An 11906-nucleotide genomic window follows, 5' to 3' on the forward strand; every position below is an offset into this window, starting at 1 on the left:
CTTAGGCGAACGCCGAGTACCCCGTAATCTCGCGACCGATAATGAGGGCTTGCACGGTCTCCGTGCCCTCGTAGGTGTGCAGCGCCTCGATGTCCGCGAAATGCCGTGCCGCGCGGTTTTGCAGCAGGATCCCGTTGCCGCCGAGCAGGTCGCGCGCGTTGCTCGCGAGGCGTCGCGCGGTGCGGGTCGAGGTGTACTTCGCAAGAGAGGCCGCTGGGCCGCTGAGTTCTCCCGCCTCCTCCCTTCGAGTGAGTTGTACCAGCAGCGTCTGCAGGCTGGTCAGCTCGCTGAGCATCTCGGTCAGGCGCTGCTGCACGATCTGGGACTTCGCGAGCACCCGCCCAAACTGCACGCGCTGCGCGGCGTAGTGCACCGCGGTCTCGTACACCGCGGTCGCATGGCCGAGGCCGGCCCAGGCGACCCCAAGGCGGGTCGCCTGCAGCACCTGCGAGGTGTTCTTGAAGGAGTTCGCGCCGGGCATCTTCGCCGAGGCCGGCAACTGCACGCCGTCGAGCTCAATGTTCGCCTGCCAGATCGCACGGAGCGAGAGCTTGCCCTCAATCGTGGTGCCGCGATACCCCGGCGTCTCTTGCGGCACCAGGAAGCCCTGCACCTGGCCGTCGTCGCCGCGCGCCCAGATCACCGTGACTCCCCCGATGCTGCCGCTCCCAATCCACTTCTTGTGCCCGTCGATGACGTAGCCGCCATCGACCGAGCGGGCCGTCGTCTCGAGGCTTACCGAGTCCGAGCCGTGGGTGGGCTCGGTGAGGCCGAAGGCGCCGTACTCGGTACCGCGGGCCAACGGCTCAAGCCAGCGCGTCTGCTGCTCGTCCGAACCGAACATCGCGATCGAACGAAGCGCGAGCGCGCCCTGCACGCCGACGATTGTTCCGACGGAACCGTCGCCGCGGCTGAGCTCCATCGTCGTGAGGCAGGCCGCCATGATGCTCTGCGGCGCGAACCCCGGGACGTCCTGGCCGTCACGAATCAGGTCGAGCTCCCCCAAGCGAGGGATCAAATGGAGCGGGTACTCCGCGCGGTCCCAGTACCCGTCGATGACCGGACGCACCTCGTCCTGCACGAAGGCGCGGGCGCGGTCGCGGTACGCGAGGTCCTCGGCCGGGAGATTCTCGAACACTCCGGCCAGATCCGGATCAAGCGGCTCCCAGAGGTCGTACTCGGGCTCGGCCGTCCCAAGAGCGATGCGGGGCTGTGCAGCTGCGGACATAGTGGCTCCTCGATTGTGGGACTTCCGTGATGCCTCGATTCTGGCCGGGACGCAGTTCCAGGTCAAGCTCGGCTTGCTGCAGATCTTCCGGAAAAACGGCACAAAACGCGCGGCACCTAGTCCCATTTCGTTCTCGTTCGTGGTAGATTTCGGCGGTGACCGCTCCTCAGAAACGCCCGCTGAATCCCCCCGAGATCTCGGCCGCAGCCGTGCGCCTGCTCGCCGAGCGCGGGGCCGACGTCCCGAGCGCCCACGAAATCGCAGCGGCGGCCGGGATGAGCCGCAGCGCGTTCTTTCGCCGATTCGCGTCAACCGGCGACGCGGTCTTCGCCGATCACGACACCCTGCTCGAGGAGCTCGAGGAGCTGCTCTCGTCGACGCCCCTCGCGCCCAGCGCCGCGATCGTCGTCGGCGCCCGACGCATACTGGAGCACCATCTCGCTCAGCCCGAGACGACTCGTCTGCGCGCCGACATCATGCGCGAGTCGCCGGCGCTCCGCGACCGCGAGCTCGTCGTCAGCCACCGCTACGAGCGGGTGTACGCCAAGTATCTTGTCGAGCACGCTGACCTCGAGATCTGGGAGGTGGTGGCCCTCTCTGCCGCGATCGTCGCGATCCACAACGCCACGCTCCGACGTTGGCTGCGCGATCCTGCCACGCCCGCAAGGTCGGACCTCGAACGAGATCTGAGTCAGCTTGCCGCCCGCTTCATCGGGGCGGGGACCGGCCGGGCGGATCCTGCGGGGGCAGGAAAGGTGCTCGTCGCCGTGTACGACGCGGGTGACGCGCAGTCGGTGCTCGCGCGGGTCGCTGCAGCTCTGCGGACCTCGTGAACACGCTCGACACGGTAATTATTGGCGGCGGGGCGATGGGCTCCGCCACGGCATGGGCGCTCGCGGGGCGCGGCCGCAGTGTGACGTTGCTCGAGCAGTTTGCGCCGGGCCACACCAACGGGGCGTCCCACGGCACCACCAGAAACTTCAATCCCGGCTACTCCGAGTCGCACTTTGTCGCGCTGCTCGCCTCGTCCGTAGCGCTCTGGCGCCGGTTGGGCGAGGAGGCAGGGATCGACCCCATCACCCGCACCGGTGTGGTGAATTTTGGCGACCCGATCAGCCAGGAGGCGATCGCTCGGGCGCTCTCCGTCGTCGGGATCGGCGCCGAGCACCTGGGCGCCGAAGCCGCCCGCGAGCGCTGGCGCGGAATCAACTTCGCGGGCCCCGTGCTGCACCTGCCCGACGGCGGCCAGCTGAACCCCGACGAGGCGCTGCCGGCGTTCCAGCGCGTGGCCGCTGAGGCCGGTGCCGAGATTCGACACGGTGTGCGCGTGCGCGAGCTGCGCATCGTGGACGACGGCCTGGCCGAGATTTCGATCGAGACCGCGGCGGGATCCGAGACCATCCGGGCTCGGACCGTGGTCTGCACCGCGGGAGCCTGGACGCGCGCGCTGCTCGAGCCCGCACTCGAGGGTCGCGCGACGCTCCCCCGACTCGTCGTGACCCAGGAACAACCGCTGCACTTTGCCGTGGCCGACGAGGGTGCAATCTGGCCCGGCTTCAACCACTCGATCGTCCCCGGGACGCCCGGGTTCGAGGGCGCCTACTCCTCCGTCTACGGCATGTTCACTCCGGGCGCGGGAGTCAAGGCTGGCTGGCACGGCACTGGGGAGATTGTCGACCCGGATCGGCGCAGCTTCGCCCCGGAGCCTAGGCAACTGCGCGCCCTCGCGGACTACGCGCGGCAGTGGCTGCCCGGCGTCGATGCCGGCGTCTTCACCGAGATCAGCTGCACCTATACGAGCACCGAGGATGAGAACTTCATTCTCGACCGGATCGGCCCGATCGTCATCGGAGCGGGGTTTTCAGGGCAGGGCTTCAAGTTCACCCCGGCGGTCGGCCAGATTCTCGCGGACCTGGCCGACTGCTCGGGCCCCGCACCCGCGGCGTTCTCCGCGGGGCGCAGGATCCGGTCGCGGACGTTTGCGCACGCGCGGTCCCTGATGCCCGAGCACCGGCGTCTCCGCGCGTCCGAGTCGCCGCGCGGCCCGGAGTCCCGCTAGCCCTGCGTGGGCAGGATGAACTTCGGCACGTGATGGGTCGTCACCGCGCCTGCGGCGACGTCTGAGCCGTCCGCGGCCTCGGCGGATCCTGCGGGCCCGCCCAGCGCCGAGTGCACGGTGGCGCTCATGACGGTGAACGCATCACCGCGGCTGAACCCATGCACCCGGGTGAGGTAGCGGAACGCGCGCTGATAGCCGTGCGCGAGCGACTCTTGGAGCGAGTCTCCCAGCCCCACGAAGATGATTTCGTCTGCCGTCTCCAGCACCGGCGCCGACACCGAGAATTCCCGGGTGAGTTCGACGGTCGCCGTAATCTTCCCCGCCGCCTCGACTGCTACGTCGGACGCCTCGCCCTCGGCCATCACGGCGTGGATGTCGCCGAGACCGAGATAGGCGCCTGCCACCCGCACGGGCAAGTACAGGCGGGTACCGATAGTCGCGTATGTGAGGTCCAGATTGCCGCCCTCGGCGTACACCGGCGCGGTCGAGGAGTTCCGGCCAACCGCTGGGGCAGTGCCGAAACACCCGACCATCGGGCGGGCCGGCACCCGAATCGTATCCGTGAGATGAATTTCGCCGTCCCGGATCGGGATCTGGCGCATGTAGGGCTCGTCGCCCATCACCGCAGCGAGGGCGCCTGAGCCCTGGAAATAGCCGGACCAGCCGTACTCGCCGAGCTCAATGTCCACGATGGTCACGATCAAGGTGTCGCCCGGCTCGGCGCCGTTGACGAACACCGGTCCGGTGATCGGGTTGACCATCGAGGTGAGGTTGCGGCTGCTCCCGGTCGCGGCGTACTCCGCATACGCGTCATCCGAGGTCTCAAACACGATCCGCTCCCCGGTGCCCGGATCCAGAGAAAGCGCCGGCGAATCTTCGGCGGAAAATCCTGAATGGGCTTGATCCTTGGACAGAAAGAAACTCATGAAAAACTCCTGTTGATTCGCATCGTTGCTCGAACGTTTTGGGCAACCCCTCCAGCCACACTAGTGAAGTTTCTGACGATGCCATCCGCGACCCCCGGGAACAGCAGTGCGCACCGCCCGCCGGGAGGCGGGAGGTGCGCACGGCCTCAACTCGCGTACCTGATGGCTCGCGCTACAGCACGCTCTGGATGAAGCCCTGCGTGCGCGCGTGCTGCGGGTCATCGATCACCTGCGCGGGCGGGCCGCTCTCGACCACGACCCCGCCGTCCATGAACACGACCTCGTCGGCCGCGGAGCGTGCGAAGCCGATCTCGTGCGTGACCACCACCATCGTCATGCCTTCGTCGGCGAGTTCGCGCATGACGTCGAGGACGTCCCCGACGAGCTCCGGGTCGAGCGCGCTCGTCGGCTCGTCGAACAGCATGAGCTTCGGCCGCATCGCGAGGGCACGAGCGATCGCGATGCGCTGCTGCTGCCCGCCAGACAGCTGAGCCGGGTAGTGATCGGCCCACGCGTCCAGGCCGACTCGGCGCAAGAGCGCGTGCCCCTCCGCGATGGCTTCCGACTTGCTGCGGTGGGCGACGCCCACCGGCGCCTGGATGATGTTTTCGAGCGCGGTCTTGTGCGGGAACAGGTTGAAGCGCTGAAACACCATGCCGATCGAGCGGCGCTGCTTGGCCACCTCGCGCGGGTGCATCTCGCGCAGCACGCCGCCCTTTTCGCGGTACCCGACGAGCTCGCCGTCGACCGTGATGCGCCCGCCGTCGATGGATTCGAGGTGGTTGATGCAGCGCAGCAGGGTCGATTTTCCCGAGCCCGAGGGGCCCAGCAGGCAGGTCACCTGGCCGGCATTCACATCCATCGAGATGCCCTTGAGCACCTCGAGCGGCCCGAAGCTCTTGCGCACGCCGCGCAATTGCACCAGCGCATCATCTCGCAACTCAGACATCGCGCTTCTCCTTCTTGTTCTTCCCCTGCAGTTGCACGGCAATCGCACCGGTGAACTCTCGCGCCTTCTGCAGCGGAGTCGCAGCCTGATTGCGAGCGGCCCCGCGCCCGAAGCGGCGCTCCAGGTAGTACTGCGGCACCGAGAGGACCGAGACGATAATCAGGTACCAAATACTCACGACAATGAGCAGCTCGACCTGGCGCAGGTTCTGCGCCGAGATCTGCGTGGCCACGGTGTAGACCTCGCTCACCGCGATCAGCGACAGCAGTGACGTGTTCTTGATCATCGAGATGAGCTCATTGCCCATCGGCGGGATGATGACGCGCATCGCCTGCGGCAGCAGGATCTGCGTGAACGTGTACAACGGGCTCATGCCGAGTGACGCCGCGGCTTCCTTCTGCCCCTCGTCGACCGAGAGCATGCCCGAGCGAACGATCTCGGCGGCGTAGGCCGCCTCGTTGAGCGTCAGCGCGAGGATTCCGGCGACGAACGCCGAGATCAGCACGTTGGTATCGATCTGCCAGAAGACGATGTCGGTGAAGGGGATGCCCAAGGTGATCTTCTCGAAGATCAGTCCGAAGTAGCCCCAGATGACGATCTGCACCAGCAACGGCGTACCCCGGAACAACCAGACGAAGGCCGACGAGAACGCCACCATCACCGGGTTCGAGGAGAGCCGCATCGCCGCGAGCACGACTGCCAGGACCGTCGCAATGACCATCGAGATCGCCGTGACTAGGAGGGTGACTCCCACCCCGGAGATAATGCGCGGGCTGAAGAGGAACTCCCCGACCACCGCATAGTCGATGTTCTTGTTGGTCGCGAGCGCCTGGCCCAGCCAGAGCACGAACAGCACCAGGATGGTCGCCCAGATCCAACGACCCGGGCGGCGAAGCGGAAGTGCCTGAATGTCGTACTGTGCCGCCCCTGGCTCAGCGCGTTCAGTCTGCACGTTGACGGTCATTACTTCGCCGTCTGGCCCGCGCCGTTGACGATGGCCTCGGGTACGCCCAGGTGACCCATGCCGTGCTTCTCGAGGATCTCCTGGTACACGCCGTCGTCGATGATGGACTGGAAGGCGAGGCGGATCGCTTCCGTCAGCTCGCCGTTCTCCTTGAGCATGCCGATGCCCGAGTACACGGGGCTGAACCCTTGCGGGTTCTTCGGGTCGTCCACGCCTTCGAAGTCCTTGCCGTCGCCGGCGGTAGCAATCGTGTACGCGGCCACCGGGGCGTCGGTCACGTATGCCTGTACCCGGCCGGCCTTCAGCGCGGTCTGCGCGTCGTTCGCGACGGGCAGTTCCTGCACGTCGATGCCCTGCTTACCCTCCGCCTCGCACTCGGTGACGAGCTCGCGCAGGATCTCACCCTGCACGGTGGACTTCTGCACGGCGACCGAGTGCCCGCAGAGATCAAGCAGCGTGCCGATCTTTTCGGGGTTCCCCGCCTTCACCACGATCGTGAACCCGGCGCTGACGTAGTCAACAAAGTTCAGCGTCTTCTCGCGCTCGACGGTGTCGTTCATGCCCGCCATGATGATGTCGAACTTGTGCGACTGGAGCGACGGGATCACGGTCTCGAACGCCTGGTGGGAGATCTTGAATTCAAGGTCGAGCTTCTCGCCGAGCGCCTGGGCGATATCGACGTCGAAGCCTTCGAAGGAGCCGTCGTCCTTCACCTTGATGAAGGGCGGGTAGGGAATTCCCGCCGCGACGCGCACGACGCCCGACTCGCGAAACGCCTCGGGCACCGCGTCGGCGGCGGCCTGGTCAATACCGGAGGTCAACGCGGGGGCGGCGGCGGCCGGTGCCGACTCGGTACCGGTCGCGCAGGCGCTCAGCCCGAGCGCCGCGGCGATCGCAGCTGCGGTGGCAAGTAGGGTCATTTTCTTCATAGTGCTTCCTCTTCCTTGGGGAATCTTCGGTGTAGTGATGGTGAAAGGAACGGGCGGGCTACGCCGTCGTCCGTTCGCGCTGGTGGGGCGCCAGGAACTCGGCGTACGTCTGCCGTCGCACCGCGATGCGAGCATCGCCCTGCTTGCAAAGCACGACCGCGGGCTTCAGCGCGCCGTTGTAATTGTTGGAAAGGGTGTAGCCGTAGGCTCCGGTGGCCGCGAGCACGATCGTGTCTCCCGCCGCCGGTTGCGCAAGACGTGCCTGGTCGACGAGGAGGTCGCCCGATTCGCACTGTCGCCCGACGAGCTGTGCTGTGGTGTCCGGCACCTGATTCGCGCGCTCGGCAACGATGGGGGTGAATCGGGTGCTTGTGAGCGCCACATTCATCTGATCGGCAAGGCCCCCGTTGACCGCCACAAAGGTCTCGCCGGTGCGCTTCACGTTGTTCACGCGGTACACCGTGACTCCGGCACGGGCGACCAGCGACCGGCCCGGCTCAATAATCAGTTTCGCCTCCGCCGGGAGCACTCGCCTCGCGGCTTCCGTCAGGGTGTCGAGGTACGCGTCGAGCGACGGTGCCTCATGGTCGAGGTTGTAGTCGGCGCCGAGCCCGCCGCCGACGTTGTAGACCTCGAACTCGCCGAGCCCGGCGACGGCCTCCACCGCGCGACGGAACGGCTCCAGCTCGAGCACCTGAGAGCCGATGTGGAGGTGCAGGCCCGCGACCCGAATGAACGGGTGGCTGCGCAACCGTTCGATGAGCGCCTGCGCCTGGGGAATCGGCAGACCAAACTTCGACTTCGCGCCGCCGGTCGAGACTGAACGGTGCGTGCGCGGATCCACATCCGGAATCACCCGCAGAAGTACCTCCTGCGGGGCGGTCAGGAGCGCGTCGAGCCGGTCGATATCGGCCTCGCCGTCAACCACGATCGTTCCAATACCGGCCTCGACCGCCAGCTTGAGTTCCTCGTCGCTCTTGGCATTTCCGTGCAGGTGGATGAGCGCGGGGTCGACGCCCGCCTCGAGAGCCAACAGGAGCTCCCCCGCCCCGGCGACATCGATGGCGAGGCCCTCGGACTCGGCAATCGCGTACAGCGCCATCACGGGCAGGGACTTCGAGGCAAACGTGACCTGGCTATTCGGCCAGCGCGCAGCAAGCCCTTCGCGGTAGTGACGCATCCGCTCCCGCAGCCCCTGCTCGTCCATGACGTACAGCGGCGTGCCGAACTCGTCTGCGAGTTCCGGAACCGAGCATCCCCCGATCGACAGCACCCCGTCGTCCCCGACGGTCGCGTACTTCGGGAAGACCCGCTCCAACTGTGGGTCGTAAAAACCGCTCTCGCTCACGCGCCACACTCCAATCCTTCTCAGTGATGGTTCGAATGTACGAGCGCCGCCGCGCGAGATCGTTATCGACCTCGATAAACTTGCGTCATGAGTTCATCGATTTCGAGCATCATCGCGGTCTCTGACTTTTCGAGCGGGCTGCGGCTCTCGACGCTCGTGGAACAGCTGGGAAGCGATACGTTGACCCCGGTCGACCGGCTCCCCGACTCGCCCTTCGTGCAGGGGGTGACCTTTTTTGATGCCGAAACGCCGGAGCTCCAGTTTCCGGGTCAGCTCATCCTCCTCACGTCGCACTCCGCGCTCACGGCCGAGCAACTCGACCTCCTCTGTGCGTCAGCCATCGCCTCTGGGGCAAGCGGCGTTGTCGCACGCGGCGTGCAGTTGCAGCACACGTCCGCCCTCGTCCTCGCCTGCGCCCATCACGGACTCCCCCTCCTTGAACTCACGCACACTGTGGGCTGGCGCCAGTTTGATGCCCTCGTGAGTCGGCTGCTCGGCGAGCACGGTGCCGGCCTGCAGCTCGGGCCCAGCTCCGGGGACAAACTCTTTGCCCTCGCCAATTCCGTCGCGGGAGTCTTTCGCGGTTCGGTCGCGATCGAGGACCACCGGCGAAACATCCTTGCGTACTCGGCGATGCCCGAGCAGGCGATTGATGACTTTCGCGCTTCGGGGATCCTGTATCGAAAGGTCCCCGACAAACCGATCAACGAGATCAGATATCGGCAGGTGTTCGCGGCGCAGGGGGTGGCGCGGTTTGCCCAGGACGACGCGCAGGCCCCGCGCGCGGCGATCGCCATTCGTGCCGGGAACATCTCGCTGGGCTCGATCTGGGCGATCGACCCGGACGGGTACGACCTGACGCGGGAGCTGTCCGTCGAAAAGCAAGAGATCCTCGAGCAGGGTGCGATTCTCGCCGCCGGATACCTGGTCGACGCGTGGCGCTTCGACCACAGCGACGGCCGGGGGCGCGAGGCCGCCTTCCGCCGCCTGCTGATGGGCACCCCTCAGGAGGGAGACCAAGTGGCCCTCGGCCTACGGCCCACCCAGCACGTCGTCCTCGCCGCGCTCGTCTGCGACGGCGGCGTCGCGAGCGCCGCGGAGCTCAGCGAGATCCGCACACATATGGCCCGCCACCTCTCCGTCTACTTCCCGGGAAGCGGATGCCTGGTTCTCGACCAGACCGTATGCGCCCTCATCCCCAGCAAATCAACCAGCGAGATCGAGCGCTCCTTCACGCGGCTCTTGCCGGAACTGTTCCGCCTGATCAGACGCCACTGCCACGTCGGCCTGAGCGAACCGCAGCGCCTCCAGGCCTCGCTCGCGGGCCGGATCGATCGCGCGCGGGCCATCGCGGAGTGCGCGCGCGATCGATCGATCGCAGTTGCCACGCTCCCGGATGTGCAGGCACAGCTGGTCCTGCGGGAGTGTGAGTCGGCGATCACCGTCGACGGGCTCCTCCTCCCCGAGACCGCCGCCTTGCTGGGCGACGAAGAGTCGGAGACGCGACGCACGCTGCTGGCCTGGTTCGAAGAACAGGGCAATGCTCCGCGCGTCGCGTCGCGTCTGAACCTGCACGAGCAGACCGTCCGCTACCGCATCCGTCAGGCCGTCGCGCGCCTCGGCATCGATCTCACCGATGCGGACCGGATCCTGACGCTCTGGCTGCAGCTCAGACTCGCCGAGCGCACGCCCGCTGGAGGCTAGTGCCCGCGCGCGATCCACTCTGCGAGATGCGGCGCCTCGGCGCCGATCGTCGTCGTGTCGCCGTGGCCCGTGTAGACCGTGGTCTCGGGCGGCAGCGTGAGCAGCACCGTCGAGATCGAATCGATGATGGTCGGAAAATCACTGTACGAGCGGCCCGTCGCACCCGGACCGCCGTTGAACAGCGTGTCGCCGGTGAACACAGCCGCAAGCGCGGGAGCGACGAAACTCGTAGACCCCGGCGAATGGCCCGGCGTGTGCCGCGCGGTCACCTCCAGCCCGGCGACGCTGAAGACATCGCCGTCGGCAATCTCGCGGTCCGGGAGCTCGTCGTAGACCGTCGACCAGAGTTCGTGATCGGCAGGGTGCAGGAACAGCTCGGCGCCGAGCAGCTCGGCCGTCTCGCGTGCCGCGCGAATGTGGTCGTCGTGCCCGTGTGTGAGGAGGACGGCCACGACCGGGCGCTCCCCCACGAACTCCGCGACCGCGACAGCGTCATGCGCAGGATCGATCACGATGACCTCGTCGTCGTTCCCGACGATCCAGACGTTGTTCTCAACGTCCCACGTGCCGCCGTCGAGCGAGAACGTTCCGCTCGTGACGAGACGCTCGACGCGGGCGGCGCTCACAGCTCAACCACCGAACGGAGAACCGAGCCCGACGCCATGCGGGCGAAGGCCGCCTCGACGTCGCCGAGCCCGATCCGCTCGGTCACGAAGCCGTCGAGGTCGAGCCGACCGAGCTTGTACTGGTCGATCAGCATCTCGAAGTCCCGGCTGGGCAGGCAGTCGCCATACCAGGAGGACTTCAGCGAGCCGCCGCGGCCGAAGACGTCGAGCAGCGGCAGCTGGAGCTGCATGTCCGGGGTCGGCACCCCGACCAGCACGACTCGACCGGCGAGGTCGCGCGCGTAGAAGGCCTGCGTGTACGTCTCGGGGCGTCCGACCGCATCAATGACGACGTCGGCGCCGAAGCCGCCGGTCAGGGCGCGAATCGCCTCGACCGCCTCGACCTCACGCGAATTGACGGTGTGCGTCGCGCCGAATTTTCGCGCCTGCTCGAGCTTCGCGTCGTCGATGTCCACCGCGATGATCGTCGTGGCGCCCGCGAGCTGCGCGCCCGCGATCGCGGCCGTTCCGACTCCACCGCAGCCGATGACGGCGACCGACTCGCCGCGCTGCACCTCACCCGTGTTGATGGCCGCGCCGATGCCCGCCATAACCCCGCAGCCGAGCAGCCCGACTGCTGCGGCGTCCGACTCCTCGTCGATCTTCGTGCACTGGCCAGCCGCGACGAGCGTCTTTTCGATGAACGCGCCGATGCCGAGCGCCGCGGACAGCACGGTGCCGTCCTCGAGCGTCATTTTCTGGGCCGCGTTGTGCGTGTTGAAGCAGTACTGCGCCTGCCCCTTGGCACACGCCCGGCACTGGCCGCAGACCGCGCGCCAGTTCAGGATCACGCGGTCGCCGACCGCGATCTCGGTCGCCCCGTCGCCGATCGCGGCGACACGACCGGTCGCCTCGTGGCCGAGCAGGAAGGGGAATTCGTCGCTGATCCCACCCTGCTGATAGTGCAGGTCGGTGTGGCAGACGCCGCTCGTGATGATATCGACGACCGCCTCGCCCGGGCCCGGATCCGGGACGAGGATCGTCTCGATCGTTGCCGGCGCGTTCTTCTCGCGTACAACTACACCCTGAACTCGATACCCCATCTGAAACCCCTTCGTCGTGCAGTGAGCGCGCCCTCGGGTGCGCTCGACTGCCAGTTCTCACTCCAGGCTATCGAGGAACGGCGGCGGCCCC

The 11906-nt window shown here is 67.1% G+C and carries 11 protein-coding genes; 3 read left to right on the plus strand and 8 right to left on the minus strand.

Features of this window, described 5'->3' with window-relative positions; translation table 11 throughout:
* Position 1: 1 nt before the first annotated feature.
* The gene (locus tag KOE53_RS03365; RefSeq protein ID WP_188057374.1) at positions 2-1228 is read right to left on the minus strand and encodes an acyl-CoA dehydrogenase family protein; all 1227 of its coding nucleotides are present in this window, start codon (positions 1226-1228) and stop codon (positions 2-4) included.
* 155 nt (positions 1229-1383) lie between these two features.
* Between KOE53_RS03365 and KOE53_RS03370 the strand changes: the two genes are divergently transcribed.
* Positions 1384-2061, plus strand: a complete 678-nt coding sequence (locus KOE53_RS03370; protein WP_188057375.1) for a TetR/AcrR family transcriptional regulator — start codon at positions 1384-1386, stop codon at positions 2059-2061.
* Complete coding sequence (locus KOE53_RS03375) at positions 2058-3287, plus strand: FAD-dependent oxidoreductase (protein WP_353055569.1); 1230 nt, start codon at positions 2058-2060, stop codon at positions 3285-3287. Before KOE53_RS03370 ends, KOE53_RS03375 begins: the two co-directional genes overlap by 4 nt.
* Here KOE53_RS03375 and KOE53_RS03380 read toward each other — a convergent pair.
* The 5 genes from KOE53_RS03380 to lysA all read right to left on the minus strand — a co-directional run bounded on the left by KOE53_RS03380 (position 3284) and on the right by lysA (position 8403).
* Positions 3284-4213, minus strand: coding sequence for an acetamidase/formamidase family protein (locus KOE53_RS03380; RefSeq protein ID WP_188057376.1), 930 nt, complete (start codon positions 4211-4213; stop codon positions 3284-3286). The two genes, KOE53_RS03375 and KOE53_RS03380, sit on opposite strands and share 4 nt — an antisense overlap.
* A 172-nt stretch (positions 4214-4385) precedes the next feature.
* Entirely contained in the window at positions 4386-5162 is a 777-nt protein-coding gene (locus tag KOE53_RS03385; RefSeq protein WP_285895458.1) for an amino acid ABC transporter ATP-binding protein, read from the minus strand.
* Entirely contained in the window at positions 5155-6126 is a 972-nt protein-coding gene (locus KOE53_RS03390; RefSeq protein WP_188044170.1) for an amino acid ABC transporter permease, read from the minus strand. Before KOE53_RS03390 ends, KOE53_RS03385 begins: the two co-directional genes overlap by 8 nt.
* Positions 6126-7055 carry an ABC transporter substrate-binding protein gene (locus tag KOE53_RS03395; protein WP_188044171.1) on the minus strand — a complete coding sequence of 310 codons (930 nt, stop codon included), beginning with the start codon at positions 7053-7055 and terminating at the stop codon, positions 6126-6128. Before KOE53_RS03395 ends, KOE53_RS03390 begins: the two co-directional genes overlap by 1 nt.
* A 58-nt stretch (positions 7056-7113) precedes the next feature.
* A complete protein-coding gene (gene lysA / locus KOE53_RS03400; RefSeq protein WP_188044172.1) occupies positions 7114-8403 on the minus strand; it encodes a diaminopimelate decarboxylase in 1290 nt (429 codons plus the stop codon).
* Between the two features lie 87 nt (positions 8404-8490).
* On the opposite strand from lysA, the gene KOE53_RS03405 reads away from it, so the two are divergent.
* Positions 8491-10107: a PucR family transcriptional regulator gene (locus KOE53_RS03405; RefSeq protein WP_188057377.1), complete on the plus strand. Its 1617-nt coding sequence runs from the start codon at positions 8491-8493 to the stop codon at positions 10105-10107.
* Here the strand turns inward: KOE53_RS03405 and KOE53_RS03410 are convergent.
* Both KOE53_RS03410 and KOE53_RS03415 read right to left on the minus strand, forming a co-directional pair.
* Positions 10104-10733, minus strand: coding sequence for an MBL fold metallo-hydrolase (locus tag KOE53_RS03410; protein WP_188057378.1), 630 nt, complete (start codon positions 10731-10733; stop codon positions 10104-10106). The two genes, KOE53_RS03405 and KOE53_RS03410, sit on opposite strands and share 4 nt — an antisense overlap.
* Positions 10730-11815: an S-(hydroxymethyl)mycothiol dehydrogenase gene (locus KOE53_RS03415; protein ID WP_188057379.1), complete on the minus strand. Its 1086-nt coding sequence runs from the start codon at positions 11813-11815 to the stop codon at positions 10730-10732. Before KOE53_RS03415 ends, KOE53_RS03410 begins: the two co-directional genes overlap by 4 nt.
* Positions 11816-11906 lie beyond the last annotated feature (91 nt).

The sequence above is a fragment of the Leucobacter sp. CX87 genome, from assembly GCF_018682295.1.
Classification (GTDB): domain Bacteria; phylum Actinomycetota; class Actinomycetes; order Actinomycetales; family Microbacteriaceae; genus Cx-87.

Bases quoted from the DNA above. Each gene is read 5' to 3' on its own strand.
- KOE53_RS03365 (WP_188057374.1), bottom strand. From the start codon at position 1,228: ATGTCCGCAGCTGCACAGCCCCGCATCGCTCTTGGGACGGCCGAGCCC.
- KOE53_RS03380 (WP_188057376.1), bottom strand. From the start codon at position 4,213: ATGAGTTTCTTTCTGTCCAAGGATCAAGCCCATTCAGGATTTTCCGCC.
- KOE53_RS03385 (WP_285895458.1), bottom strand. From the start codon at position 5,162: ATGTCTGAGTTGCGAGATGATGCGCTGGTGCAATTGCGCGGCGTGCGC.
- KOE53_RS03390 (WP_188044170.1), bottom strand. From the start codon at position 6,126: ATGACCGTCAACGTGCAGACTGAACGCGCTGAGCCAGGGGCGGCACAG.
- KOE53_RS03395 (WP_188044171.1), bottom strand. From the start codon at position 7,055: ATGAAGAAAATGACCCTACTTGCCACCGCAGCTGCGATCGCCGCGGCG.
- KOE53_RS03405 (WP_188057377.1), top strand. From the start codon at position 8,491: ATGAGTTCATCGATTTCGAGCATCATCGCGGTCTCTGACTTTTCGAGC.
- KOE53_RS03415 (WP_188057379.1), bottom strand. From the start codon at position 11,815: ATGGGGTATCGAGTTCAGGGTGTAGTTGTACGCGAGAAGAACGCGCCG.